Origin of the sequence: Alteromonas sp. ALT199 (genome assembly GCF_018619335.1) — a bacterium.
Classification (GTDB): Bacteria; Pseudomonadota; Gammaproteobacteria; order Enterobacterales; family Alteromonadaceae; genus Alteromonas.
The window spans coordinates 16,616-42,532 of the sequence record NZ_JAHHDX010000084.1 but is presented as its reverse complement, the minus strand read 5'-3'; the positions used below and the strand labels follow the sequence as shown (position 1 = coordinate 42,532).

The window sequence follows — 25,917 nt, the reverse complement described above, 5'->3', positions numbered from 1 at the left end:
AATTTCAGCAAATTTTACGTAACTAACAGATTTTTAGACATTTAACTTTGGTCTAATAGTGTCTATTCTTAAAAAATCTTAATGCCTTTAGTGCAAGGAATTTCAATGCCTTCTGTCGCCTTTCTCTCTACGGATAACCTTGAAGATTTTTTTGTCTACGACGAATTGCTCATCCCTTTTTTTGAGCAAAAAGACTGGAGTGTGAACACCATATCTTGGCACATGAAGTCTGTGGGTTGGGATGCATTTGACTACGTAATCGTGCGAAGTACGTGGGACTATCAGCAACATGCTGAAGCTTTTCTAGCTTGCCTTCAAAGCATAGAGGCCTCTAGCGCTACTCTGCTAAATCCATTGCCATTGATGCAATGGAATATCGAAAAGCACTATCTAAAAGACTTGGAAGATAAAGGGGTGCCTATTGTTGAAACGATGTGGGGAAGCACGTTTAATAACAGCATAATTGAAGAGGCATTCTTAAGTTTACATTGCGATACCCTAGTCATTAAACCCACGCTCAGTGCTAACGCTGATGACACGTTCAAGCTGTCAAAAGCAGACTGGTCTACTAAACAACAAGTGCTTTTCGATACCTTCAATCAACGGGACTTCATGGTGCAGCGGTTTTTGAGTAGTGTCGTAGATGAAGGTGAGTATTCACTGTTTTATTTCGGTGGAGAATTCAGCCATGCTATTAAGAAGGTACCGAAAAAAGGCGATTTCCGCGTACAAGAAGAACATGGAGGCAGTTTACACCTTGTTGCTGTAGACAGTGCGCAATTGGATATTGCCCAAAACGCCTTGTCTGCCATGCCTTGCGATGCGCTATATGCGCGAGTTGATTTGGTTAGGCAGAATAATGACTGGGCAATAATGGAACTAGAGCTTATTGAGCCTTCACTGTACTTCAACCTTGATGACCAGTCTCCAATTCGCTTTGTGGAGGCTTTGTTGAAATTTCATGAAGCAGCACGCTGAGTGCATAATAGAAAGGACTAGCAAACGTTGCTGCTAACCCTTTCTAAGTACAACCTTTATCGCAAACCGCTGTTAAATTTCAGTGCTTATAGCTGTTACGCTTGTCGCTGCTGCGTTCCACTCGAGATATTTGTCTTTGTGGTCTCTCACGTTGAGTATGTTTTACCGACCTATTATTACTTGCTCGTTCAATACGTCTTGGTTTGCCGCTTTCGCGGGCAATAGAGCGATTCTGTGGGCTCGTCCTTTCAACGCGCTGGCGATTGACGTTTTGCTTCACTGAACGTTGGACCGTACCATTTCTGTTTGCAGCCTTTTTAGGCTGTGGTGAAGGCGTCATCCGAGTCGGCTTGTCACGCTTTAACGCTCTTAATGTGTTATCGCGTGACGGCTTTTCACTTCTGGCCACCGCTTGGTTGCGCTTTAGTGCATGCTCTATCGACTGCTTGCGTTTCACAGAGCCCTGTTTGTTCTGCACACGAGCTTCTCGAAGCGGCGTTACCCGCTTGGGCTCTATAGTTCGTTTAATAGGCTTAGCATTCTTAGTATGCGCTACTGACTCATTAGAGTGCTTATTGCTATGACGTGTTGAAGTGTTTACCGTTTTGGTATGTCTATTAGATACGTGTTTGGCCCGCGTAACACCTGCATGTTCATAGCGTGACGGCGCGCTTTGAACTACGCGATTAGAGTAACGTGCACGACGATGCACAGCACTGTGCTCCCAGCGGCGATAATCGCGGCTTACAACTCGTTTTCGTGGGCTACCGTGGTAATACCTACGTACGGGCTCGCGGTGAATAACAACATTACGGTTATGCCAGTGCACGCTGCCGAAGAAAAAGAAAGTAGAAAGGTGCACACTTGGAGACCAATATACATTGCTATAGTGATGATAGCTTACGTGGTGACGCCAGCGTACAGGGGAAGTCGCATGCCACCAATGGCCATAGACAATGTTCGGGTCGTAATATGGTACATACACCACCTCCCTCTGACGCGGCTCTATATAAATAATTTCACGACTGCTATCACGCTCTCTTTCAACTTCAATGTAGTCGTTAGTTGTTAGGTTGCCGGTGTTATGTGCATGCTGCCGAAGAACTTGAACACGGTCTAGCACACGGCTTTGGTCGATAAGTACATTGTCACCAAGCTGCTGCAACCACTCAAGATCACTGGCCATTGTGTTAAGTAGTTCGGTAAAAGGGGTGAGCGCTTTTACGCTCGGGTCCCAACTTACGCCATCTAATACTCCTTCTACTTGTTCCGGCGTTAAATGGCTATTACTTTGACGCCAGCGGTCGGCTGCTACAACATCTAGAGGGTAGGTAGAGGCAATTAAAATGTGCGTAAGAAGCGTATCGGGATAAAGCGCGATGGGCGCAAGTGCACTGTCTAAATCTGCGTCAGAATATTGCTGAGTCGCAGAAGAAGCCTCTGCGACGCTTGAGTTTGATTGAGCAAAGACAGGCAGCGCAGATACACTTGAAAGAGCAATAATCACAGATAAAGTTATGTTTTTCATACATTCTCCTTACATTGCTATGCTGCAAAGCAGCTGCTTTTCGCGCGCAATGTGGTAAGTCTGTATACAATATAGTCAACAGATAATTAACCCAAGCTGAATAGAAAACGCCCACGTTACTGTGGGCGCTTTAAGAAGATAATTAATGCTAGCGTGTATTGGGCTTTGACAATGTCTCTAGCTATTTGAAAACATGCGGGTCGAAGGCGTGACCAAGCTTCTCTGTCTTCGTTTTAAGATAATGCTTGTTGTCTTTCGTGATGCCGTGATCAATAGGCTTTCTTGCCACCACGTCTATGCCAAGTGCCTTTAATGCAGCAAGCTTTTTAGGGTTGTTCGTCATAAGCTCAACATGCTTCACATTAAGCGTGTCTAGCATTAGTTTGCAGATGTCGTAGCTTCTAAGGTCAGCGTCAAAACCAAGGTGTTCATTAGCTTCAACAGTGTCCATGCCGCTATCTTGAAGATTGTAGGCGCGAATTTTGTTTAAAAGACCAATACCACGGCCTTCTTGTCGCAAGTACAGCAAAACGCCGTAACCGTTATCTACAATGTTTTGCATGGCCTTTTCTAACTGAAAACCACAGTCACAGCGGGTGCTAAATAAAGAATCGCCGGTCAGGCATTCTGAATGAATACGAATAGGCACTACATCATCAGCTTTCCACTCTCCGTAGGAAAGGGCAACGTGCTCTTGGCCGCTGGCTTCAACAAAACCGTGAATTTTAAATTCACCCATTCTAGTGGGCAATTTTGCAGTACTGACATATTCGTATTTAGGCTGTTTGCTACTCATGTTACTTCTACACTTTGGACAGTAGGCAATAAGTGGGGATGACTTCTATTTTTGCAAGTCTACCACTTTTTTATACGCGAGATGACGCTTGTGCTATCACTTTTTTCGCAATGCACGAATTAAGCATGGTTATTACAGAGGTTTAAATTCATGTAAAGGGGCTGGCTTGGCCACGCCGTAGCCTTGAGCGAAATCAACGCCCATTTTGCCTAGCTGCGCCATAGTACCTTCATTTTCAACAAACTCCCCTACAGTTTGCATTCCCATGGCTTTCGCAACATCGTTGATTGAAGCGACCATAGCTGTATCTACACTGTCGTTCAGCATGTCTTTAATAAACATGCCGTCAATTTTAACTTGATTAACAGGCAGGCTTTTGAGGTAACTGTAGGAAGAAAAGCCACTGCCGAAGTCGTCGAGCGCAAAAGAGCAACCAAGACGATTAAAGGTGCGCATGAAGGCAAGGGTATCTTCCATTTTAATTATGGCGACTGACTCGATAACTTCAAAGCAAATTTTATTGTAAGGAATGCTGTATGTTTCGAAAGCGTTTAATATAAATAATGTAAAGTCTCTATCTGCCAAAGAGTGACAGTTTAAGTTAATGCTACACCGCTTAAGCTCTTCAAGATGATTCGGATTTTCAGATAGCCATTTGAACGTATTAGTGACCACCCATTTGTCTACACTCACGTTCATTTCAAATCGTTCAGCGGTGGGCAAAAAGTTGGCAGGTTCTACAAGCTTTCCGTCTTCCTCTCGAAGACGCAGTAACACTTCGTAGTAGTGCCCATCACTGGTTTTATTTAATGGCCTTAGCGATTGATAAAAAAGCTCGAAGCGGCCTTCTTCTAATGCAGTGTTAATAGAAGATACCCAATCAAGTTCGCGCTGGTAGCGCTGAATACTCTCATCATTTTTATTGTATCTATGAACCTGATTCCTGCCTTGCTCTTTAGCAAAATAACACGCTGCATCGGCCATGCTTAGATACTGGCCGGGGTTAACATCGGTGTCGTCGCATACCACCATTCCTATGCTCACCCCCAAGTTGAAAATACGGTTATCCCACATAAAGCGATAAGCTTGTACAGCATTGAGTATTTTCACTGCGTTCAAATAAACCGAGTCGGTATCAATATCCGAGAATATAATACCGAATTCATCGCCACCCAGGCGCCCTAATTGAGCTTCACAAAGCATTGTGTTTTCTATTAAGCGGCAAATGTCTTTAATGAGTACATCTCCGGCTTTGTGACCGCAAGTATCGTTAACTATCTTGAACCTGTCGAGATCTAAAAACAGCAAACACAACTGCGTGTGTTTAGCGCTAAGTACTTTCTCTTTGAATAACGATTCGAACTGCCTTCGATTGTAGACACCAGTTAATGAGTCATGGGTGGTTAAATACTGGAGGCTTAAATCTGACTGTTTCTTGTCGGTGATATCAGAGATAGAGCCGTAAAGAAAGCTGCCTTTACCACTTTCTCGAAGTTGGCATGATAGCGAAAACCAAAATTCGTTACCGTCACGGCGCTTGCCTCGAATTTCCTTTCCCGTTACGTGGCCCTTCTGGGATATTTCGCCAAGCAAAATCTGCCTGTCTTCAGCATTGGCGTAGAAAGCTTCCGTGTTCTTGGCTTCGTTGATCATCTCCTCTTCGTTGTCATAACCGAAAACTTTGTACATGGCGGGGTTGACTGAAATAAGCTGTCCATCCCATGTTGACGTGTAGTGTCCCTCTGCCGAATGTCTGAACAAATCGTAGAAGTGATTCAAGCTTGAAATTGTTTCTGCTTGTGTTGACAGCTGTCGTTGATTCAATACCTCTTCTTTAGTGATAACGGTAAAGCCGAAACACAAGAAGCCTAAAGTCACGAAAAGAAGCATACCTATGGCAACGCTAACGGTGTAAACCAAGTTGCCGAACAAGTTCTGCGTGACCAATGCATAAAATACAAAAAGAGAAAGCCATGCAGTAATGTAAGTAGTACTGATCGTGTGCTCACTTTTGTCTTTAAACAATAATGCCAGCGAAAGGTGATAAAGCCCCATGCCTGCTGTTAGTAACAGAAGCGTAATAGTTGCAGCGTAGGCGTTTACGGCTAGGCAATAGACGGTAGCGAACAGAGGGATAAGGTAGTTTATAGACCTCAAGATAAGAGGAATAGGCGCAAATAGGTGATGTGTCACTTTGCCAAAGCACAGTAATAGCATGCAAAAACAAACGGCATAAAACTGCTCAATGTTGTTAGTTAAGCTCGGCCAAATAGCTACCCCCCCCGCAGTAATAAACACTAATGCGATAAGAACAAGCGATGACATGGTGAGCCAAAATCGAGAGGGAATGCGCTCGTGCAGATAAGAAAACAAGAAATAGAGAGTAATCAGCGCCAAAACACCCGTAACCGTACCAAGTAAAATAAGCATATTGGTGTCGTACTGCGCTAAAAGGTCTCTTTCCCACAGGGTAATGGGAAAATACTTTAGCCCTTCATCTTTTACCGCTATTAATAAGCGCGCGTCTTGGTATGGTTGAAGGGTAAAAGCGAGCCTGATATTGGGAAGAGGTTGCCTTAGCGAAAAGTCTCCTTTACCTGCCTGATAACGATAGGATTTAATGATTCGCTGGCTGCTATCAAGAAGAAATATTTGTAGGTCGTCAACGTTTAATCGGTCAATATTTAGCACCAAAGGAACGGGGCTGTAACCGGTATGTACGAGTTCAGTGGAATACCAAACACGCTCGTTGGATGAAGAAGCTAGCGTTGAGTTATTTGCAATGTTCCCGTTTAAAACATCAAAGTACGTGGCGCTGGTTGGAGCGATAGATAAATGAGCATAGTGATTAATTACTTCCCGTTGGAATGATTCATTAACGGTAAGCTGACTGCTAGCCGAAACGTTTACACTCAGCAAAACCCAACTGATGAGCAACGCTGATACGCAATTAAATAGCCGGGCTGTAACCACTCGTTAATTCCTTGAGCCACATGATAAGAGAATGTTTTTTTACAGGTAAAATTGTATACCTTTAAGCCCTCTTATCCTTCGGGAGTTTTCATTAGAATAATACTACTCTTTACGAAAAGCCAAACCCAACGAGAAAGGGGGGCTCGAAAAACTATGCTTGCATAAGGTAATTAAAAAGAGTGGATGGTGACTGTTGTGTACCTATAGGTTCTAGCCATATCGCTTCGCAAAGCCACTCTATACATAGCATACACTGTAAATCTGCATCGCTTGTTTCTGTAGTAATAACCGCCTGAAAACGATCGGCCCCCCAATCAGTCTCTGAAAGCTTGAAGTTAAACATAGTGCAAAATTGTTCTGCCCATTGTTGGGTTTTAAGTGGCGTAGTAGGTAACGTAAGGCGAATTTCTACACTTAATTCGTTAACGACGGCGTTCTTTTTAATATCTTCTTTTGTGAAATTTTGCATAGAATTTATCAATTTGTAGGCTATTGTAAACCCGCTTGCTCTAAAAGTTGTATATAGTACAACACAAAAACAATAGCGTTTATTCAAGCGTATTAAGGACGGGGTATGCTAACACTTCACCATTTGAACAACTCTCGCTCACAGCGAATTTTATGGCTTTTAGAAGAGCTAGGCGTAGAGTATAAAATAGAATTCTATCAAAGAGATAGTAACACGAACTTGGCGCCGGACTCACTTCGTGCGGTTCACCCGTTGGGGCGCTCTCCGGTGCTTACTACGCCTCACGGTGCGATTGCAGAATCTGGTGCTATTGTGGAATACCTTGTTCGCCATCACGCTACAGATGCGTTTTCTGCGCCCCAAGACCCAGAAGCACTTCAACAATATTGGTTTTGGCTTCACTTCGCCGAAGGCTCGCTAATGCCACCATTGGTTGCCAATTTGGTATTAGAAAAAGCCCGTCAAAAGGGCTCGAAACCCTTTTTTATCAAACCTGTCACCAATAAGTTGATAGACGGGATTTTGAACGCATACTATGGCCCTAATTTAGCGCAGAGTTTGCGATATGTAGAATCTTACTTAGCGAAAAACACCTGGTTTGCAGGTAATGCACCTAGCGGCGCAGATGTTCAAATGATATTTCCGTTAGAGTCGTTGGTGGCCAGTGGGCGCGCTAAAGATTTCACCGCTATTCAAGGTTACGTTAAGCGTGTTCATGCCAGAGAAGCTTACAAAGCCGCGTTAGAAAAAGGCGGTGAGTACGCTTATGCCTAGCCTTTGAACCGTTATTCAGTTGTCATGCCCAGTGGCCAGCTTAAAGATAAACCTAGCTGGCCAATACGCCTTTAGTGGTCTCGATGTATATAGTCGCCAATTAATTGAATAAAGGCTTCGCCATAGCGTTCGAGTTTGGTTTGGCCTACACCGCTTACCTCTAATAAAGTGTTGCGCGTAGTGGGAAGCTTACACGCCATATCAACTAAAGTGGCGTCGCTAAACACTACATACGGCGGCACTTCATTTTCTTCCGCTAACACTTTGCGCAGGTGCTTAAGGCGCGTAAACAAAGTTCTGTCGTAGTTAGCGGGCGCTTGCTTAGCCTTTTTCTTATCGGGCTTAAATTCAAGTCGCGGTACGGCAAGTTGAACCGCTACTTCGTTTTTCAGTACAGGTCGTGCTGCTTCGGTCAACCTCAACGCGGCGTGAGCAGTAATGTCAACGCGAATAAGCCCTTTGTGAACAAGCTGGTTAATAATGTTGTGCCAGTAGCTATCTGATTTGTCTTTACCTATGCCGTACGTAGAAAGCTGATGATGACCTGCTTCCTGAAGGCGCCTTAACTGCTTGCCTCGCAATACGTCAATAACATATTGACTAGATGCTTGCTGTGAAAGCCTTAGTACACAAGATAGTACTTTTTGCGCAATCACCAAACCGTCTATCATTTTAGGTGGGTCAAGGCAGATATCACAGTTACCACAAGCGCTGTCGCTGAATTGCGAAAAATAGTTCAGCAGTACTTGTCTACGACAGGTTTGTGCTTCGGAAAAGGCTTCCATAGCAGCAAATTTTTGTAACTCTATTTGATTGCGCTCGGCTATTTCGCCTTGCTCTATCCATTGTTTTACACGGGCTGCGTCTTTTTCGTCGAACAAGAGTAAAGCTTCAGATTCAAGACCATCTCGCCCGGCTCGGCCGGTCTCTTGGTAATAGCTTTCAACACTACGCGGTACGTCGTGATGAACCACATAACGCACGTTCGATTTATTAATACCCATTCCAAAGGCAACGGTAGCAACCACAATATCGATTTTGTCGTTCAAGAACTGGCGCTGTACCAGCTCGCGCTCGTCGTTATCCATACCCGCGTGATACGCCGCACAGCGAAAGCCTAGTCTGAACAACTTGGCGTGAAGGTCGTCGACTTTAGCGCGACTGTTGCAGTAAATAATGCCGCTACCTTCTTGCTGTTTTACGTAAGCAACAACTTGATCGAAAGCCTTATACTTACTCATTACGCGGTAGCGGATGTTGGGTCTATCGAAGCTGCCTTTGTAAACCAATGGGTCGCTAAGATTGAGCTGCGTTAGTATGTCTGTTTGAGTCGCTGAATCTGCTGTGGCCGTTAAGCCAATTACAGGAATAGAGGGAAAGCGAGACTTTATCTGCCCTAAGGCGCGATAATCCTGCCTGAAATCATGGCCCCAATGGGAAACGCAATGGGCCTCATCAATTGCAAATAAGGCAATGTCTGCATGTGCTAGCGACTGTTGAAAATAGTACTGCATTAAACGCTCAGGTGACACGTACAGTAAATCGAGTTTACCTGCTTGTAGCGCATCGTTTATACGCGCTTGTTCGTCAACTTCCAGCGTTGAATTAAGATAAGCGGCTTTTACGCCTAGCGCCTTTAATTGTTCTACCTGATCTTGCATCAATGAGATAAGCGGTGACACGACAATAGCGGTGCCGCTTCGCACTAGAGCAGGAATTTGATAGCACAGCGACTTACCGCCACCTGTAGGTAGCAAAACAAGCGCGTCTTTACCTTCACATACATGGTGAATGACCTCGCCTTGACCGTCGCGAAAAGCATCGTAGCCAAATACATCTTTTAAGACGGATTCTGGCGTTTTTGCACGTTGGAGTTCAGACGCTAGCTCTGATGAATCTATTGCAGTTGTCATAGGTGCGGGATTTTACGCGTTTTTGGTCATGTCTTCACGGGGCAATTTAAAAAACTAGACTAAAATTCAGCGATAGCGTTCTTTATCAATAGTTAGAAAAGTAAGTGGGGTACTTTTTGAGCAAAGTATGAATGTGAAAACGTTAGGCCTAACTAATAGTGATTTGGCCTATAAGCAACCTTGATTATTCATCATTGGTTGGAAGAATTTCCTTACCCTTTGTATTCAGTAGTAATGTTACCAATACTGTTGAAGCGAATGGATTACAAAATGCCTATCAGCGAAAATACTACAACCAACAAGAAAATAAATCATCAAGTTATGATCAGTCATGTCATAGCGTTTTTCGTGATAATATGCCGTTCAACCAGCTTTTAGGGTTAGAATTTGTTACACAAGGTTCAGGTTTAGAAACGCAGATTTCTTTGCATCTTAATTGGCAACCCTCGCTTACCGGCAACCCAATGCAAAAAATTCTACACGGCGGTGTAACAGCGACTATGCTAGACACCATCGGTGGTTTAGTCTCAATTATAGAAACCATCAAACAAACCTCAATTGAACACCTTGTGGACCTTCAAGTCAGATTGCCTACCATGGGCACGGTCGATATGCGCGTTGATTACTTAAGGCCGGGAAGAGGCGAGCGCTTTATTGCAACAGCAGCGATTATACGCAAGGGCAGTAAATTAGTGGTGTGTAGAATGGAATTGCACAACGAAAAAGGCGATCATATAGCCTTTGGCACGGGTACATACATGCTGGGATAGTATTCTCGATAATGGGGTTTCATCATCCTTAAATGGCTGTGCTGCGTTGTGTATAGGAAGTTAGCGATACAATGGGAGGTATAGCATGGCAGAGCCACTACCAGATTTAATTGAAGAGATTGTCACTGAAAGTATGGCTGACGACCCCGCCACCTTACTCGCTGCTTTAAGCGGGCAAGATGAGGTTTATATCGCATCGCTGTTAGAGTCACTGCCTGTTGAAGAGCGCCTAGCAGTGTGGGATGGCATCTCTCGCGACCGTAAGCTCGATGTGCTCGTCGAGATGCGTAGCGACCCTCGTGAAATCCTCATCGATAATACGCCTCACAATGAATGGGCGTCTATCTTTGCTGATATTGATGCCGAAGATTTGCTAGAGCTACTTGATTCATTGCCAAAGCGTTTAGTTGATATGGCCTATGAATCCCTCGATTCAAAAGAGCGAAAGTACTTCAGAGAAGCTACGCAGTTTCCCGATAATCAAATAGGTCACTGGGTAAACCACGAGCAGTTAGTATTGCCATCGAACGCCAAAGTGCGCGAAGGCTTGCGTTTGTTAAGACGTGACGTACCTCAACACTGCGACAGCATTTTCTTGGTAAATCGCTCAGGTCAGTTTTCAGCATTGGTTAAAATTAGCCACCTGTTTAATGCACAAGATCACGTGTCGCTATTTGACTTGTCGGAAGAAAATGTGACTACCATTCAGGGAGCGGATGACACCATGAATGCGTCGCTTCTTGTACAGCGCTCGGGGCTGGCGTCGCTACCAGTGGTTGACGAGAATAACAAACTGCTTGGTCGATTGGATGTAACCTCGGCAAGTGAGCTAGTAAATGAGTTTTATGAACGCCAAGTGATGGCTTCGGCCGGTATGGATGAGGACGAGGATTTATTCTCGCCTGTGGCAAAAAGTGCCAAAAACCGTGCCCTATGGCTTGGTATTAACCTGCTTACCGCGTTTATGGCGTCTTGGTTTATTGGGCTTTTTGAAGGCACGTTGCAACAGGTTGTTGCCCTTGCGGTGTTAATGCCGGTGGTGGCAAGCATGGGCGGTATCGCGGGTAGTCAAACGCTCACCCTGATTGTACGAGGCCTGGCGTTGGGGCAGGTGACGCCTGCCAACTTACGGGCGCTTATGGTAAAAGAGCTGAAAGTAGGTGGGGTGAATGGCGTTATTTGGGCGTTGGTGATAGGCGTAGTGGCTTATTTCTGGTTCACCGACGCTATGCTTGGTTTGGTAATTTGTTTAGCCATACTGTTCAATATTGTGGCCGCAGCCTTGGCTGGAGTATTTGTGCCCGTCATATTGGACAAGCTAAAAATAGACCCTGCATTATCGGGCTCAGTTATCCTGACTACTGTTACCGATATTGTAGGCTTTGTGGCGTTCTTAGGTTTGGGTACGCTTTTCCTCTTATAACCTCTTCCCGCTGTAAACATGCTATTGCGTTTAAGGTCACACTGAATCATAACATTCAGCGTGGCCTTTTCATTGAATATTTACGAACTTTACGTGCTTTGCCCCATTGGAAAGCGTTAAGGGTTGTGTATTCATTTAAGCTGATGAACAATACGCGCCTTTATTACCCTGAATTTCGTTGGAGCCAGTCTTGTCTAAGCAAGCCAGTGCCGCACAAGTCGGTGTTATTTGCGCAATTGCCGCATACAGTATGTGGGGTGTTGCACCAGTATACTTTAAACAGTTGATGGTTTTGCCCGCGGCTGAAATACTCATGCACAGGGTAATCTGGGCTGTCGTGCTTTTAGTTGGGCTTATCGCTGCGCTAAAGCAATGGCCAAAAGTGGGCGCTGCCCTTCGCAATAAGCGTGTTATGCAGATTTTGTTCGTCGCCGGTCTGTTACTTGGAGCCAACTGGCTCTTGTTCATTTGGGCGATTAATAACGACCATATTCTTGATGCTAGCCTTGGCTATTACATTAACCCTCTTATCAACGTTTTCTTGGGTCGGCTATTCTTAGGCGAAAGACTACGCAATCTTCAACGCGTAGCGGTTGGGCTTGCTGTGATTGGCGTTGCCATTCTTATCTTCTCTTACGGTCACGTGCCGTGGATTGCCTTAGTACTTGCAGGAAGCTTCAGCGTGTACGGCTTGTTGCGTAAGCAGGTGGCAGTAGATTCGCTACCGGGTCTTTTCATTGAAACCTTAATGCTTTCACCGTTAGCTATCGCCTACTGGATATTCTTTGGCTCTGAATACAGTAACTTATTTAATAACAACGCCACGTTAAACACCCTTATTCTTGCGGCAGGTATTGTTACTACAGCGCCGCTGCTTTGTTTTACCGCTGCTGCGCGACGCATTATGTATTCAACCCTAGGCTTTTTTCAGTACATTGGACCAACACTCATGTTCATACTGGCCGTCTATCTTTATGGCGAACCACTTGAAGAGTCGCGTTTGGTTACCTTCGGCTTTGTGTGGCTTGCACTTATCTTGTTTAGTGCCGACTCGTTAGTACATTTCCGCAATCAGCGTAAAGCACAAAAGTTAGTAGTAGAGTAAGAAACAAGCCCACAGAAAAACACGCAGATTCTGCAAGCCTGTTAAAGGCACAGTAAAAAAAGCTTATTAAGCGAAAACTGTTGGTTTTTTTGAGGAACAGACGCTTGTGGTAAAAAACTCGATCTACCGGTAAAGCTAGCGCCGCTACGCTAGAGTCATGGTGCTAGGGCAACAAGGCTACAACAACGAGCCTTGCTCTTGGTAAGCTGCATCGGGAGGTTCGCATTTAACCTGATTTCGGCCGCTATTTTTGGCGGCGTACAGCTGTTTATCAGCTAGGCTCAACAGCTTATCCACCTGTTGGGTATGGGCGCCGCTTGCTCCAATACTGCAAGTAACTTTTATATCGGTTTTAGGCAGCTGGATAACTTCAGCTTCCACCACTTTTCTGAAATCTTCCAAGCGTTCGCAGGCTTCTTCTAGCGGCGTTGAAGGCATATAAATACAAAATTCTTCACCGCCAAAGCGCGAAATTATTTCATCAGAAAAATAAAACTCAATAAGCGCCGCGATGGCCTTTAGCACAATGTCACCTGCGTCATGGCCATGGGTATCGTTAATCGACTTAAAGAAGTCGAGATCGATAAGTGCAAGGGCATGATCTTCAGATAGTTTTTGATGCTGCACGGTGACCATATAAAAGAAGTGCCGCCTGTTGGGTAAACCCGTCAGGTAGTCCGTGTTAGCCACACGGCGAATTTCTTCTACGCTTTCAATATATTCAACGTTTTGCATTACCCGACATAAAAATTCCTCATGGCAGTAGGGTACGCGTAAAAAGTCATTAGCACCGCTTTTGATAAAGTGTGCAGACATCAGCATGCCTTTGCCTCCAGCAACACCCATTATGGCTAGCTGTTCTTTAGAAAATGCCTTTCTTAAGCTAGCGACAAAATGTGTTCCTGTCATGTCGGGTAGCGTGTTGTCAGTAATCACAAGGCGTACATTTTTATGATCAGAGAGACATTGCATTGCATCGGTAGCGGTCAAACATTCAAACGCGATGAAGTTGTGGCGCTGAAGTAACGAAACGGTTTTTGAACGTAGCACTCGATTCGTACTCACTACCACAACACCCGTGGATTTATTTTTTTCTAAGCGGCTGATAAGGCGGTTAAGGTAGTCGTAGTTTTGTGAGTTTTCTTTGGGAATATAATCGACAACATCTCTCTCTAGGACCTTGTCACGAATAGCATTATCTAGGTTTTCCGTTGTCGCAATGGTAGGAATGAAAGATTCGACGGCGAAGTCGATGGCTTCCCCTTTTGGCGCATCGGGTAATGAGTAGGCGACAATGGCGCACAAAAAGGTTTCAGGGACTTCTTGTGCGAAACGAACCTTTCCTTCGGTGAGCGAGGTTGCGCCAATGGGGGTAAGGCTGGAGCGGCGCACTAATTTCGCTATAAGTTCAAGGTTACCTACACCATTTTCGATGATCAGCACGTGTTGCTGCATACATTTCAACTTAGTTTAAGGCTACCTTGCCAATTAATGATGTTACGCTTTCTCCAGCTTTGCGTAAGCAAGTACCAGCCATTTGCTGCCAAATTCGTCGAAGTTTACTTGTACTCGACCATGCTCACCACTGCCTTCGTAGTTAAGAACAATGCCTTCGCCGAACTTACGATGCACCACGCGCTCACCCAAACTAAAACCAGTTTCTTCAAAACTGGCGTGAGAGGTAGCTTGGCTAAAGCGATTATGTATAGGTCGCGAAATGGTGGACTTAAGCCTGACTTCTTCCACACAATCTGCTGGCATCTCTCGAATAAACCGCGAAGCCGTATGATACTTATCTTGACCGTATAATCGACGACTTTCTGCATAAGTGATATACAACTTTTGCATAGCGCGTGTCATTCCAACATAGCAGAGCCTACGCTCTTCTTCCATTCGTCCTGGTTCGTCGTTGGTCATTTGGCTTGGGAACATACCTTCTTCTACGCCGGCTAAGAATACCAATGGAAACTCAAGGCCTTTGGCTGTATGGATAGTCATCATCTGTACAGCATCTTGATCTTTGTCTGCTTGGGTTTCGCCCGCTTCAAGAGAGGCGTGGGCCAAAAAGGCGGCCAGAGGCGTCATTTCTTCAGCTTCTTCCGGTACGATAAAGGTTTTACATGCACTGACCAGTTCTTCTAAGTTTTCTAATCTTGCTTGGGCCTTTTCTCCACGCTCAGCTTGGTACATGGCGTAAAGCCCAGACTGGCGAATGGCTTTATCGGCTTGCTGGTCAAGAGGTTCGTCTAATGTGGCTTGCTCAAGCTCGGTGATAAGTAATACGAAGCTTTGCATGGCGTTCAACGCACGACCTTTAAAGCCGCCTTCGTTTATAAGCAGCTGGCTAGCCTGCCACATCGAACAGTTATGCATGCGCGCAGTGTCTCGTACTTGCGAGAGGGTTTTCTCACCAATACCGCGGCTTGGGGTGTTTACCACACGCTCGAAGGCTGCGTCATCATGAGGGTGGCTTACCATGCGCATGTAGCCAAGGGCATCTTTAATTTCTTGACGCTCGAAGAAGCGCAAACCGCCGTAAATGCGATAGGCCAACCCTTCGTGTAATAAAGCTTCTTCCAATACGCGTGACTGGGCATTATTTCTGTAGAGAATAGCGGTATCGCTAAGAGCATTACCTTGATTGAGCCAGTCTTTAATTTTTGAAACAATAAAGCGCGCTTCGTCGAGTTCGTTAAAACCTGCATAGACAGAAATGAGCTCGCCCTGGGCATCTTCCGTCCAAAGCTCTTTTCCTAAACGGCCTGTGTTGTTGTCGATAACCGTGTTCGCTGCTTTCAGAATATTCCCAGTAGAGCGGTAATTCTGCTCAAGGCGAATGGTGGTAGGATCGTTAAAGTCCTTTAGGAAATGCTGAATATTATCTACGTTCGCGCCACGCCAACCGTAAATAGACTGGTCGTCGTCGCCAACAATCATAATGTTATTATTGTCGCCGCTGCATAGCATACGAAGCCATGCATATTGGATGTTGTTGGTATCTTGGAACTCGTCAACTAACACAGCACGGAAGCGGCGTTGATAATGGGCTAACACTTCTGGGTTCTTTGCCCACAATTCATGAGCGCGCAGCAATAGCTCAGCAAAATCTACCAAGCCTGAACGATCGCAGGCGTCTTGATATGCAGCATAGACCTCACGCATGGTCTTTTGGATATGATCGCCGTGGGTCTCGATGTGCTGAGGGCGCAGACCTTCGTCTTTATTACCATTTATATACCACTGGATTTGTCGAGGGGCCCAATGTTTTTCATCTAAATTCATAGCTTTTAAAATGCGGCGAATCAGACGATACTGATCGTCAGAATCGATTATCTGAAAGTTTTCAGGCAAATTAGCTTCAGCGTGGTGCGCACGCAATAGGCGATGTGCAAGCCCGTGGAAGGTACCAATCCACATATTGTGTAGGCTGCGACCCATTAAAGATTCTATACGGCCGCGCATCTCTTTGGCTGCTTTATTGGTAAAGGTAACCGCTAGAATAGAAAAAGGTGCGATGTTTTCGACTTCCATCAACCACGCAATGCGATGCACTAATACACGGGTTTTACCACTACCTGCACCAGCTAATACTAGAGCATTAGATAATGGGGCTGCTACTGCTTCACGCTGTTTGTCGTTAAGCTCGTCTAGCAGTCGAGATACATCCATAGTTAGCACCTGTAAGTTGATATTGTTACACATTCAGCAGCACGCTATTATGCCATCAGCCTGTTAATTTATACAGTCCAGTTTTACGGATGCTCGACCTAAGACGCTATTGCTGATTGTGTATCAAGGTTTAACGGTATCTATTAGCAATATTCTTTGGCGACTCTATATAATGGCTTTGCGAATGCGATCGAAAGTGTGTGCCTATAAAAAAGAGACAACCTTTTTTGAAGTTACTCACAACTGTTATTAGCTATAACGAATTAATTCGATAAAATGATCGAATTGTGCGCTCGAGGGGTAACACATCGGTATTGAATCGCATTAAACTCGGGTAAACTTTCACTTGTATCTAATTTTTCAAGGTTGCCACGCTTACTGGTATTCCAACCTTGTACAGTGAATACTTGGCGTTATTGCCTGTATAACTAATTTCCAGTACACGAGACTTTTACACCAACGGGACATGCTCATGACCGCACTATCTACGCCTATCGATTTTTGGTCGACGCTAAAACAAGAAGCGCAAGTTGTTGCTAAAAACGAGCCCTTACTGTCTAGCTACGTGCATGCCAGTGTACTGGCGCATCACAATTTCGAATCGTCGTTAAGCTTTATTTTGTCAAATAAAATGGCTGACGATGTCATGCCAGCATTGGCTATTCGTGAAGTGTTTGATGAAGCCTATCTGTTAGAGCCAGGCATCAGTGAAGCGGCCATTGCAGATATCATGGCGATTAATTCACGCGATGCCGCAGTAAATGATTACCTTACTCCTTTACTTCATTTTAAAGGCTTCCACGCAGTACAAGTTCACCGTATGGCGCATTACCTATGGGTTCACGGTCGTCATCAGTTAGCTCTGTTTTTGCAAAGTCGCAATTCTTCGAGCTTTGGTGTAGACATCCACCCAGCAGCGCGCATTGGTAAGGGCGTTATGTTTGACCATGCTACCGGTATTGTGGTGGGTGAGACAGCAGTTGTGGAAGATAACGTGTCTATTTTGCAAAGTGTTACCCTTGGCGGTACGGGTAATGAGTCGGGCGATCGCCACCCTAAAATACGCCAAGGTGTGTTAATTGGCGCAGGCGCTAAGATTTTAGGAAATATCGAGATAGGTGAAGGCTCAAAAGTTGGCGCTGGCAGCGTAGTACTTAACAGTGTTCCAGCCCACGTGACCGTGGTGGGCGTTCCAGCCAAAGTGGTTGGGAGACCAGTTTGTCAAAGCCCCTGCGAATCCATGCGCCAAAACGTCCTAGAAGACAACTAAGATATGGGGTCAGAGTACCTTCCCCTTTTTATACTTCGTAAAAGTTAAAAGTACTCTGACCCCACATTTAAGCTATTAAAGTACTCTGACCCCTTTATTCATAGGAAGTGGGTTAATTCGTTGAGGTTGTCTAGTGCGATGTGGGGAAGCACGCTTACAGGCTCGTTGGCTAGTTTCATAGGTCTGTTACAGGCAAACCATGCTGCCTGGTAGCCAGCGTTAATTGCCCCTTGAACATCTTTAATGATGTTATCGCCTACATGAAGAATGTGTTTCGGTGCAATTTGTAAACGTGCTGCGGCTTCATCAAACATGTCGCGGGCCGGCTTCATAGGGCGTGATGTGCTGGCGTGATAAATGGTTTCAAAGTAGCCATCAATACCTACCTTTTGTGCGTTTACGTTACCATTAGTAATACCAATAAGCGGTAGCTTACTGCTCACAGCTTTCAACGCTTCGTGCACATCGTCAGCGAGCTCGAAGTTACTTCTTGCATTGTAAAAGCAGTTAAAGCAAGCCTCTACCGCACCACTAAGCTCACCGCTGTTAGTCAGGTCAGTTTTTAACTTTTCGGGAGCCGTATTAGACAGTGCTGCGGTAAGCACTACACGTCTAAGCTGTCCCATGTCAGAGGCTAAGCGCAGATCCTTTTTTATGGCAGCTCGCTTAAGTGCAAGCCAGTCGTTTGCCGACAACGCGGCGGCTGACTTATGGTGCTTAGCAATGTGCGCTTGAAGGGCTTCTTCGGCCCGTCGAATAATAGGTTCGTTATTGTAAAGGGTGTCGTCAAGGTCGAAGGTCATTGCCTCAACTTTGTTAATAGACCTGAAAAACTGCATGGAGAAACCTTAGGTTAGCTTTATTTCTTGTGCGCCCGCGGATGAGCGGCATCATATACGTTGGCGAGATGCTGGAAGTCGAGATGAGTATAAACTTGTGTTGTCGATAAGTTAGCGTGACCTAACAACTCTTGAACCGCACGTAAATCGCCACTGGATTCTAATACGTGGGTAGCGAAAGAATGGCGCAGTTTGTGAGGGCTTACTTTTTGCGATAGAGACTGTTCTTGCGCCATTTTGTTCAAACGATTTGCGACTTGCCTATTCGAGATACGGGTTTTACGCTTACTGACAAATACTGCACTTTCATAGGGCGATGCATAGGCGGGGCGTACTTTTAACCAGGCGTTAAGTGCTTTTTGCGCGTGCCGCCCTAGTGGCAGTATACGTTGCTTACTCCCTTTACCCATTACCTTTACTGTGCCGTCTTTTAAACAGTCGGCCAAATTAAGACCGGTAAGTTCGCTTAAGCGCAGACCACAGCCATAAAGTAGCTCAAACATGGCCACATCTCTTAACTGCATGCCTTCATCATCGTCACTGCTTCGAGGCGAGGCATTAAGCAACTGCTGCATCTCATCCACGCTAAGCTGCTTAGGTAATGGCTTTCCCTGTTTCGGGGCTTGGATGCCCTCAACAGGGTTGCTGAATAGCTGCTGGTGGTCAATAAGGTATTGGCAGAAGGTTCTTAGTGCCGATAGCCTAAGCGCAATACTGCGTGGGCTGTGCCCAGACATCTTGTCGTCGGCCATAACGCGCTTAATATCGCTTGGCGTGAGCCCAGACCATTCGTAAAGCCCAAGTAGCTTTGCCACTTCGGTTAGCTGGCGCTGGTAATTTTTGATGGTGTGTAGGGATAAACCGCGCTCTACCTGCAAATGAAGTAGAAATTTATCGAGCCATTGCTGGCAAGGTTCGCTGACTAAGGCGTCCGTAGACACAGCACTTAATATCCCATCATTTCAGGCAAGATAATATTTAGAACTTGCTGAAGCTGTTGTAGCAAAAGCGTATCCATATCTGGCGTAAAATGACTAGCATCGCTGCTGCTAATACCCAAAATACCTAATTCACGGTTATCACCAAGCAGCATTAACGCTACAGACTCTGCCGGGCTTTCTCCGAAAAGAAGTTGACGTTCGTGCTGTGACAAACGCCCAAAGAAGAAGTTGGTATTTTTAAAGCGCTTTTCCGTGAACAATCGTTGTTGCAATTCAGGAATGGCGTGGGGGCCTTTAAAGCTTTTGATCACCGCGGCAGACAACTGCAAACGCTCTTGCAGCACATCTTCTAGCGTAAACTGCACTTCGGCTACGCTTTCACAGCGCAGTAGCTGTACGTTTAAGTCGGTATAAACGCGATAAATTTTCTCGTTTTGCTTTGCGATAGTGACTAGCTGATTGAGCTTGTAATTAAGCTGCCTGACTTTTTGTCTTAGCTGATCACTTTGAATTTCTACAAGTGAAACACTGCCTTTGTGGTCATGGGGAAGCTTGATTTTTTCGAGAAGGTCGGCATGCTCGGCAAAGAACTCAGGGTTTTGTAATAAGAACGCGCGCACATCAGCACTCGACAATTCCGTTGTGTCGTTAAATGGCTCAATTAATTGCGTGGCGTTAGATTGCCCTGATACTTCGCTCATAAATTTATATGTCCGTCATATACATGTTCGGCAGGCCCTGTCATTTTTAACACGTTATCTGGGCCTGGCCAGCGTATACGTAAACTGCCTCCAGGCAAATCTACCCGTACGTCTTTGCTTAATTTACCCTGTATTTGACCAATTGCAACTGCTGCACATGCACCACTGCCGCAGGCCAGGGTTTCACCTGAACCACGCTCAAATACCCGAAGTTTGATATGCGACTCGTTAATTATCTGCATAAAGCCCACGTTTACACCTTCGGGAAAGCGCTCGTGCTTTTCAACAAGCGGACCAATTTCGGCTACATTGGCCGTATTTACGTCGTCAACTTCCATTACGCAATGGGGGTTGCCCATAGATGCTGACCCAATAAATAAGGTGCGTTCGCCCACACGCAAAATATATGTATTCTCTTGCTTGTTGGCTGTAAGCGGAATATTCGCAGGTTCGAATTCAGGCTTGCCCATGTTAACGGTTACTTGCCCGTCTTTTTCTAGGTAAAGCACCATTTTTCCTGCTTTGGTGCTTACCACTATCTTGTTGCGGTTAATAAGGCCTTTTTGCTTAACAAAGCGTGCGAAACAGCGCGCGCCATTGCCGCATTGTTCTACCTCTGAGCCGTCTGCATTGAAGATGCGATAGTGGAAATCTTGTTCAGGGTCGTATGGCGGTTCTACCATCAACAGCTGGTCGAAGCCAATACCGAAGTTTCGGTTAGCTAATTGCTGAATTTTCTCTTTAGAGAAAAAGACGTTTTGAGTAACGTTATCAATAACCATGAAATCGTTACCCAAGCCGTGCATTTTAGAAAATTGAACCTGCATTAAACGCGCATCTATCTTGTTAGTTTGTCTCTAGTTTACGGAAGTTTGTACTCACCTTGCCAGAGATCTTTTTGTTTTTCTCTTTCGCGAACCACAATTGCCTTATCGCCGTCTACCATAATTTCCGCTGGGCGACAGCGGCTATTGTAGTTTGACGCCATTACAAAACCATAGGCACCAGCGCTTCGAACCGCAAGTAAGTCGGTTGGCTCAATAGCTAATTCACGATCTTTTCCTATAAAATCACCGGTTTCGCATACAGGCCCTACAACGTCATAGGTGCTAGCCGTTGCCGTGCTTCCTTCTTTCACAGGAATAATATTTTGCCATGCAGAGTAAAGGGCAGGGCGTAATAAATCGTTCATTGCGGCATCGACAATGGCAAAGCTCTTCTCTTCACCTTCTTTGATAAATTCAACTTCAGTGACCAGAATACCCGCGTTAGCTGCAATAGCACGACCTGGTTCAAGGATAAGCTTAAGGTTTTCACGACCTACCATTTTTTCAGCCATGGCTTGCGCGTAGGCTTTAGGATGAGGCGGTTGCTCGTCGTTATAAGTTACACCAAGACCACCACCTACATCTAAGTGCTCAATAATAATGTTGCGCTCAGCCAGTTCATCAATTAGCAGAAGTAGGCGCTCTAATGCATCAACAAAAGGTCCAATTTCGGTAAGCTGTGAGCCGATGTGACAGTCCATGCCAACCACATTTAAATGAGGGAGAGATGCAGCTAACTCATAGGTAGCAAGCGCGCGTTCACGAGCAATCCCAAATTTGTTGGCCTTCAAACCCGTAGAAATATATGGGTGAGTTTTGGCGTCCACATCAGGGTTTATACGCAGTGATATAGGCGCTTTCACGCCCATTTCACCAGCAACTTGATTGATGCGGTGAAGCTCTGGCTCTGATTCTACGTTAAAACACATTATGCCTTGTTCTAGCGCATAGCGAATCTCGTCGTGTTTTTTGCCTACGCCTGAAAATACTACTTTGCTGGCGTCACCACCGGCTTCGATTACACGGGCGAGTTCTCCCGCTGAAACGATGTCAAAGCCTGAGCCTAACTTCGCTAAAACACTTAACACACCAATGTTTGAGTTAGCTTTTACTGCATAACACACAAGGTGAGGGTGTTCGCCAATTGCGTCATTAAATGCATGCCAATGACGCTCTAACGTAGCGCGTGAGTAAATATAAACCGGCGTTCCGTGCTGGGCTGCAATATCAGAAACAGCCACTTGTTCAGCGTGCAGCTGACCTTGGCTGTAGGCGAAAAAATCCACTAGTTCAGCTCTCCAGAAGTAGTTGCGGGGAATGGGGTATTGGCACTTGTCGAAGCATCGACTTCTGCATTTTCAGAAGACGTTGGTTCAGTAGAGGTGTTTTGTGCAGGCGCGTCAGGAATATAGAGCGCCCCTTTATAACCACAGCCACATAATGCTGTGAACGTTAACAAGAAAACAACTGACTTTTTAAGCACGAAAAATCCCGCAAAGAATACGACAAATGCCGCTATCATCGCATTGCGGTGTTAAATTGCAAGAGCCAATAATCGTTCTTGTGTTTTATCGCCGTATTGAACGTTTTTCCAAAGCGTATCGCACAGGCTTTTGGTATCAGAAAAGTCTTTATTTTTAAGCCAGTCAATAAGGATGTTTGGGTTATCTGGGAAGGCAATAGCTTCGTTTTCAGGCGCCTCAAGCCATTCTTCCACTATATCGGTATCAAGTTGAAACAGGGTCTGGCATAAATCCAATTTGTTGAGGGTTAACACATTGGATAGCTGCTCAAACTGCCCGTGTAACGGCTTAATGAGTAGCTTTTTGCCTAGTTGAAGTGCTTCGCTCGATAGCTCAAAGCCGCCATTAGCAATTACGCCACTGGCATGTTGTAGCGCTTTTTGAAAGTGCTTTTTAGAGGTTGGGTGCCAATGGATATGACCCATTTCTTTCGCTTCGTCGATGTTTGGATGGAAGCATTCGAATACTTGATCGCTTAGTGGCTCAAGCATTTGTTGGATATCTTCTACATCTTCAAACGGTAAATAAACTAAAACGTGGCCGTTACCCGACGATATCAAAGGCTTTTCTGCAACGAAAGGCGGAATGATAGGTTGATTAAAATGATACCAGTGTACACCTAACTGAAGATCGGTAGGCGCAAACAGCTTCATTAACAAACTATCAAAAATAGTATTGCCACTTTTGGGCACGTTGTACGTGAACGCCGCTTGGTGGCTGATAGAAATAGAAGGTAGCCCCTGTTTTTTCGCAGCCCAGGCCGTTACGGGTTCGAAGTCGTTAACCAGCAAATCGTAACCGCTGGTATCGAATGCTTTTATATCTTTATTAAGCTGACGAAGGTTGGCGTCTTTAACGGTAGACCATTTGTCTACGCGCCCGCTTTTAGTAATAAAGCTTAGCCCTTTGTATGTTCGGTAATCTTTGAACACTTCCATATCAAAATATTTTTCGGGGGCACGACCGGTAAAAACAAAGTCTACGTTAACATCGTCTCGTTCGGCTAATGCAGCCGCCATAATTCGGGCTCGGGCAATATGTCCGTTACCGGTGCCTTGCACACCATACAATAATTTCATGCTACCCCAAAATAGAAATGCTTAGTGTTGCAATAGTTACGCCTAGCAGAGAGCCTGCGACCACGTCAGATGGGTAATGCACGCCTAGAAGCACACGCGATAGCCCAATAAGTGCTGCCCAGCTGTAGGCAAGTAAGGCAAAAGGTGGATAATAGTGCGCGACTATACAGGCCATTAGTGTAGCAGCAGCAGTATGACCCGAGGGAAGGGAAAACTTATCAGACGGCGTAACATGTGCTGTTAAATTCATTAGAAAATCGCAAGGGCGAGGGCGCTTGAACATTTTCTTAAGCAGCACATAGATGGGTAATTCCAGCGCATATGCCATCAGCGCTGTGTAAAGGAAAAGCTCACCGTGCTCTGGCTCAAAAGCCCAAAGCAGCATACCGATAAAAAAGTATAAGTAGCCGTCACCTGTTTTCGACAGCCATACAATACTTCTGCAGTCTCTTTTTTGCGTCAGTTTGTAGAGGCGATAAAATAAGTCAGTGTCGTATTTGGTCAAGGATTTCATCAACATCGCCTTGTCCCCTATCGGTTAATTACTGCACAGGCTAAAGTGCGTCTGTGACCAGTGGGTGACGGAAAAAAGAAACTTTTTTGACAACTTACGGGTTTCCGTACCCCCCTTTCGGACAGACGGTGAAAGTGGCTTATAAAGCCGAGTTTTCTAGCAAAGGGTTTTAAGTAAATATAAGAAGCAAAATACGTGCTCATTTAGGGCATGTTTAAGGGTAATTCCTGCATTTTTGACAAAACTTAAAAATTTGATGAAACGCGCTAAATCAACCGTTTGAATCACCAGAATAAATGCTATGCTAGGTTTAACGAGCATAGAGCTTCAACGCTTCTCAATTTTAGTAAGGCAAAATAATGGAATACAACACATCTGAATTATGCGACTTGTTTGCTGATAGCGTAGACGTAGTAGATCCGATTTTCGCAAGCTTTGGTGGCCGTTATTCTTTTGGTGGTGAAATTACCACTGTTAAATGCTTTGAAGACCGAGGTTTGATTGACCGTGTACTTGCTCAGCCTGGCGCGGGTAAAGTGCTGCTAATAGATGGTGGGGGCTCTAGCCGCCGTGCTTTGTTTGATTCTTCATCTGCTCAAGTCGCTATTGATAACGATTGGGAAGGGGTTGTGATTTACGGCAGCGTACGTGAAGTTGATAGCCTTGCCGAACTGGATATTGGCGTTTTGGCTGTAGCAGCAATTCCAGTAAATGCAGAGTGTGAAAGCATTGGCGAAGTTGACGTGCCGGTTAACTTTGGTGGCGTCACGTTTCTACCTGAAGACCATTTATATGCCGATAGCACGGGCGTTATCCTTTCTCCTGAACCGCTAGATTTAGATTAAAGTTCAACGGTGTGTAGACACTGTCGGCTTTTAAAAAATAGACAATAAAAAACGGAGGCGTAAGGCCTCCGTTTGCGTTTTTGTCACTAGTAACGTTTGTGAAGTCACAATCAGAGCTAGTTAATCAGCCCTGACATATTCAGAAAAGACGCTAGTATTGCTTGAAAACTACTTGTTCGCTTCGTCAAACACCTGGTTTAAATACATAGCGATGCGAATACCAGCCATCTGCAAACGCTTTTTCGCGGTAGGCAGGTGGTTATACAAATAGTCATAGCTCATATTGTTTGCGTCATTTGGGTAAATGGTATCGCGAATAGCGGTACTTTCCTCAATCCATACCATAGGGTCGGTAGTAGCCCAACTGCGAATGTCTTTCGAGCTAATGGTTTGTGTAAGCCATTCAGTCCACTCAGAGTACGACAAGTCGCGCTGGTCTAACATTTGAGAATCCCACACACGGTGTAAATTAGAATCTTGCCAGAAGAAGCGCACTTTTACATCGTTGCCTCCACGGTCAGTACCGTTACCTGCGTGAAGTGGCTGATGCAAGTCGCCAATAATATGCACGATAAACTGAAGGGCTAAGCGCTTTTCTTCAATGCTGGCTGTGTCGCTTTTTAAGGTTTCAGTAAACTGCTTCAAAGCGGTTACCGCATCACCTTGCTTTGGTGCGCCAACTTCCTCATAAGTTTTACCCTTGGGTACAGATACATAGTGCCAAGGACTAGCGGCTTTTTGCCAAAATTCGCTCGGGTTAGAACGCATTTCGTCAGCATGGGTCGAGGCCTCAGCTAATGAGCCATGTGGCAGCAATTCCATAAGTGCTGCATGTGAAAGGGGGCTTAGATACTGCTGGGCAATAGCACCCGTTACTCTATGACCTGTTTGTCCCCAGCCGAAAGCGGGTGACGAAATACACAATGTAAATAGTGTGCTCAGCGCTACTGCGCAAATCTTGTTTGCAAACGCGAACATGA

General features: G+C 45.2%; 23 protein-coding genes. 7 read left to right on the top strand and 16 right to left on the bottom strand.

Annotated elements, in window-relative coordinates; translation table 11 throughout:
* Nucleotides 1-105: 105 nt before the first annotated feature.
* Nucleotides 106-978: a RimK family alpha-L-glutamate ligase gene (locus KL866_RS08410; protein WP_025256984.1), complete on the top strand. Its 873-nt coding sequence runs from the start codon at nucleotides 106-108 to the stop codon at nucleotides 976-978.
* A gap of 79 nt (nucleotides 979-1,057) precedes the next feature.
* Here KL866_RS08410 and KL866_RS08405 read toward each other — a convergent pair whose 3' ends face one another.
* The 4 genes from KL866_RS08405 to KL866_RS08390 all read right to left on the bottom strand — a co-directional run bounded on the left by KL866_RS08405 (nucleotide 1,058) and on the right by KL866_RS08390 (nucleotide 6,744).
* Nucleotides 1,058-2,506, bottom strand: coding sequence for a DUF3300 domain-containing protein (locus KL866_RS08405; RefSeq protein WP_214994580.1), 1,449 nt, complete (start codon nucleotides 2,504-2,506; stop codon nucleotides 1,058-1,060).
* A gap of 181 nt (nucleotides 2,507-2,687) precedes the next feature.
* Nucleotides 2,688-3,302, bottom strand: coding sequence for a GTP cyclohydrolase II (ribA, locus tag KL866_RS08400; RefSeq protein WP_025256982.1), 615 nt, complete (start codon nucleotides 3,300-3,302; stop codon nucleotides 2,688-2,690).
* 132 nt (nucleotides 3,303-3,434) lie between these two features.
* Nucleotides 3,435-6,275: an EAL domain-containing protein gene (locus tag KL866_RS08395; RefSeq protein ID WP_214994578.1), complete on the bottom strand. Its 2,841-nt coding sequence runs from the start codon at nucleotides 6,273-6,275 to the stop codon at nucleotides 3,435-3,437.
* Between the two features lie 151 nt (nucleotides 6,276-6,426).
* Nucleotides 6,427-6,744, bottom strand: coding sequence for a DUF3630 family protein (locus tag KL866_RS08390; RefSeq protein WP_025256980.1), 318 nt, complete (start codon nucleotides 6,742-6,744; stop codon nucleotides 6,427-6,429).
* Nucleotides 6,745-6,849: 105 nt separating this feature from the next.
* Here KL866_RS08390 and KL866_RS08385 point away from each other — a divergent pair, with 105 nt between their 5' ends.
* Nucleotides 6,850-7,518 carry a glutathione S-transferase gene (locus KL866_RS08385; RefSeq protein WP_025256979.1) on the top strand — a complete coding sequence of 223 codons (669 nt, stop codon included), beginning with the start codon at nucleotides 6,850-6,852 and terminating at the stop codon, nucleotides 7,516-7,518.
* A 71-nt stretch (nucleotides 7,519-7,589) separates the two neighbouring features.
* Here the strand turns inward: KL866_RS08385 and recQ are convergent, their stop codons facing one another.
* Complete coding sequence (recQ, locus tag KL866_RS08380; RefSeq protein ID WP_025256978.1) at nucleotides 7,590-9,431, bottom strand: DNA helicase RecQ; 1,842 nt, start codon at nucleotides 9,429-9,431, stop codon at nucleotides 7,590-7,592.
* A gap of 356 nt (nucleotides 9,432-9,787) precedes the next feature.
* On the opposite strand from recQ, the gene KL866_RS08375 reads away from it, so the two are divergent.
* The 3 genes from KL866_RS08375 to rarD all read left to right on the top strand — a co-directional run bounded on the left by KL866_RS08375 (nucleotide 9,788) and on the right by rarD (nucleotide 12,729).
* Entirely contained in the window at nucleotides 9,788-10,201 is a 414-nt protein-coding gene (locus KL866_RS08375) for a thioesterase family protein (protein WP_251139928.1), read from the top strand.
* Between the two features lie 85 nt (nucleotides 10,202-10,286).
* A complete protein-coding gene (locus KL866_RS08370; protein WP_025256976.1) occupies nucleotides 10,287-11,624 on the top strand; it encodes a magnesium transporter in 1,338 nt (445 codons plus the stop codon).
* A gap of 190 nt (nucleotides 11,625-11,814) precedes the next feature.
* Nucleotides 11,815-12,729 carry an EamA family transporter RarD gene (rarD, locus tag KL866_RS08365; protein WP_025256975.1) on the top strand — a complete coding sequence of 305 codons (915 nt, stop codon included), beginning with the start codon at nucleotides 11,815-11,817 and terminating at the stop codon, nucleotides 12,727-12,729.
* Nucleotides 12,730-12,906: 177 nt separating this feature from the next.
* On the opposite strand, the gene KL866_RS08360 is transcribed toward rarD, so the two are convergent.
* Together KL866_RS08360 and uvrD are read right to left on the bottom strand one after the other, a co-directional pair.
* Nucleotides 12,907-14,184 carry a diguanylate cyclase gene (locus tag KL866_RS08360; RefSeq protein WP_025256974.1) on the bottom strand — a complete coding sequence of 426 codons (1,278 nt, stop codon included), beginning with the start codon at nucleotides 14,182-14,184 and terminating at the stop codon, nucleotides 12,907-12,909.
* Nucleotides 14,185-14,226: 42 nt separating this feature from the next.
* Entirely contained in the window at nucleotides 14,227-16,398 is a 2,172-nt protein-coding gene (gene uvrD / locus KL866_RS08355) for a DNA helicase II (protein ID WP_025256973.1), read from the bottom strand.
* Between the two features lie 472 nt (nucleotides 16,399-16,870).
* Here uvrD and cysE point away from each other — a divergent pair, with 472 nt between their 5' ends.
* Complete coding sequence (gene cysE, locus KL866_RS08350; RefSeq protein ID WP_025256972.1) at nucleotides 16,871-17,668, top strand: serine O-acetyltransferase; 798 nt, start codon at nucleotides 16,871-16,873, stop codon at nucleotides 17,666-17,668.
* Nucleotides 17,669-17,766: 98 nt separating this feature from the next.
* Here the strand turns inward: cysE and KL866_RS08345 are convergent, their stop codons facing one another.
* From KL866_RS08345 to KL866_RS08310, 8 genes are read right to left on the bottom strand one after another with little or no spacing between them, the layout of a single operon-like run.
* Nucleotides 17,767-18,507 (bottom strand): HAD-IA family hydrolase, encoded by a 741-nt coding sequence (locus tag KL866_RS08345; protein ID WP_214994576.1) that lies wholly within the window; start codon nucleotides 18,505-18,507, stop codon nucleotides 17,767-17,769.
* 20 nt (nucleotides 18,508-18,527) lie between these two features.
* The gene (gene xerC, locus KL866_RS08340) at nucleotides 18,528-19,448 is read right to left on the bottom strand and encodes a tyrosine recombinase XerC (RefSeq protein ID WP_214994574.1); all 921 of its coding nucleotides are present in this window, start codon (nucleotides 19,446-19,448) and stop codon (nucleotides 18,528-18,530) included.
* 5 nt (nucleotides 19,449-19,453) lie between these two features.
* Nucleotides 19,454-20,149 carry a DUF484 family protein gene (locus KL866_RS08335; protein WP_025256969.1) on the bottom strand — a complete coding sequence of 232 codons (696 nt, stop codon included), beginning with the start codon at nucleotides 20,147-20,149 and terminating at the stop codon, nucleotides 19,454-19,456.
* A complete protein-coding gene (gene dapF / locus KL866_RS08330; RefSeq protein ID WP_179982008.1) occupies nucleotides 20,146-20,976 on the bottom strand; it encodes a diaminopimelate epimerase in 831 nt (276 codons plus the stop codon). The genes KL866_RS08335 and dapF overlap by 4 nt, the downstream gene beginning before the upstream one ends.
* A gap of 35 nt (nucleotides 20,977-21,011) precedes the next feature.
* Nucleotides 21,012-22,262: a diaminopimelate decarboxylase gene (gene lysA, locus KL866_RS08325; RefSeq protein ID WP_025256967.1), complete on the bottom strand. Its 1,251-nt coding sequence runs from the start codon at nucleotides 22,260-22,262 to the stop codon at nucleotides 21,012-21,014.
* Nucleotides 22,262-22,459, bottom strand: a complete 198-nt coding sequence (gene lptM / locus KL866_RS08320) for an LPS translocon maturation chaperone LptM (RefSeq protein ID WP_311236134.1) — start codon at nucleotides 22,457-22,459, stop codon at nucleotides 22,262-22,264. Before lptM ends, lysA begins: the two co-directional genes overlap by 1 nt.
* Nucleotides 22,460-22,510: 51 nt before the next feature.
* Entirely contained in the window at nucleotides 22,511-23,578 is a 1,068-nt protein-coding gene (locus KL866_RS08315; RefSeq protein WP_025256965.1) for an MJ1255/VC2487 family glycosyltransferase, read from the bottom strand.
* Nucleotide 23,579: 1 nt separating this feature from the next.
* Nucleotides 23,580-24,092 (bottom strand): phosphatase PAP2 family protein, encoded by a 513-nt coding sequence (locus KL866_RS08310; protein ID WP_025256964.1) that lies wholly within the window; start codon nucleotides 24,090-24,092, stop codon nucleotides 23,580-23,582.
* 359 nt (nucleotides 24,093-24,451) lie between these two features.
* On the opposite strand from KL866_RS08310, the gene rraA reads away from it, so the two are divergent.
* Nucleotides 24,452-24,937 carry a ribonuclease E activity regulator RraA gene (gene rraA, locus KL866_RS08305; RefSeq protein WP_025256963.1) on the top strand — a complete coding sequence of 162 codons (486 nt, stop codon included), beginning with the start codon at nucleotides 24,452-24,454 and terminating at the stop codon, nucleotides 24,935-24,937.
* Nucleotides 24,938-25,105: 168 nt separating this feature from the next.
* Here the strand turns inward: rraA and KL866_RS08300 are convergent, their stop codons facing one another.
* Nucleotides 25,106-25,915 (bottom strand): S1/P1 nuclease, encoded by an 810-nt coding sequence (locus tag KL866_RS08300; protein ID WP_214994567.1) that lies wholly within the window; start codon nucleotides 25,913-25,915, stop codon nucleotides 25,106-25,108.
* Nucleotides 25,916-25,917 lie beyond the last annotated feature (2 nt).

Coding starts and splice junctions, on each gene's coding strand:
- ribA (WP_025256982.1), bottom strand. CDS start 3,302: ATGAGTAGCAAACAGCCTAAATACGAATATGTCAGTACTGCAAAATTG.
- KL866_RS08390 (WP_025256980.1), bottom strand. CDS start 6,744: ATGCAAAATTTCACAAAAGAAGATATTAAAAAGAACGCCGTCGTTAAC.
- KL866_RS08335 (WP_025256969.1), bottom strand. CDS start 20,149: ATGAGCGAAGTATCAGGGCAATCTAACGCCACGCAATTAATTGAGCCA.
- KL866_RS08310 (WP_025256964.1), bottom strand. CDS start 24,092: ATGAAATCCTTGACCAAATACGACACTGACTTATTTTATCGCCTCTAC.
- cysE (WP_025256972.1), top strand. CDS start 16,871: ATGACCGCACTATCTACGCCTATCGATTTTTGGTCGACGCTAAAACAA.
- KL866_RS08410 (WP_025256984.1), top strand. CDS start 106: ATGCCTTCTGTCGCCTTTCTCTCTACGGATAACCTTGAAGATTTTTTT.
- KL866_RS08405 (WP_214994580.1), bottom strand. CDS start 2,506: ATGAAAAACATAACTTTATCTGTGATTATTGCTCTTTCAAGTGTATCT.
- recQ (WP_025256978.1), bottom strand. CDS start 9,431: ATGACAACTGCAATAGATTCATCAGAGCTAGCGTCTGAACTCCAACGT.
- uvrD (WP_025256973.1), bottom strand. CDS start 16,398: ATGGATGTATCTCGACTGCTAGACGAGCTTAACGACAAACAGCGTGAA.
- KL866_RS08360 (WP_025256974.1), bottom strand. CDS start 14,184: ATGCAGCAACACGTGCTGATCATCGAAAATGGTGTAGGTAACCTTGAA.
- KL866_RS08375 (WP_251139928.1), top strand. CDS start 9,788: ATGCCGTTCAACCAGCTTTTAGGGTTAGAATTTGTTACACAAGGTTCA.
- KL866_RS08300 (WP_214994567.1), bottom strand. CDS start 25,915: ATGTTCGCGTTTGCAAACAAGATTTGCGCAGTAGCGCTGAGCACACTA.
- rraA (WP_025256963.1), top strand. CDS start 24,452: ATGGAATACAACACATCTGAATTATGCGACTTGTTTGCTGATAGCGTA.
- dapF (WP_179982008.1), bottom strand. CDS start 20,976: ATGCAGGTTCAATTTTCTAAAATGCACGGCTTGGGTAACGATTTCATG.
- KL866_RS08315 (WP_025256965.1), bottom strand. CDS start 23,578: ATGAAATTATTGTATGGTGTGCAAGGCACCGGTAACGGACATATTGCC.
- KL866_RS08385 (WP_025256979.1), top strand. CDS start 6,850: ATGCTAACACTTCACCATTTGAACAACTCTCGCTCACAGCGAATTTTA.
- KL866_RS08345 (WP_214994576.1), bottom strand. CDS start 18,507: ATGCAGTTTTTCAGGTCTATTAACAAAGTTGAGGCAATGACCTTCGAC.
- KL866_RS08370 (WP_025256976.1), top strand. CDS start 10,287: ATGGCAGAGCCACTACCAGATTTAATTGAAGAGATTGTCACTGAAAGT.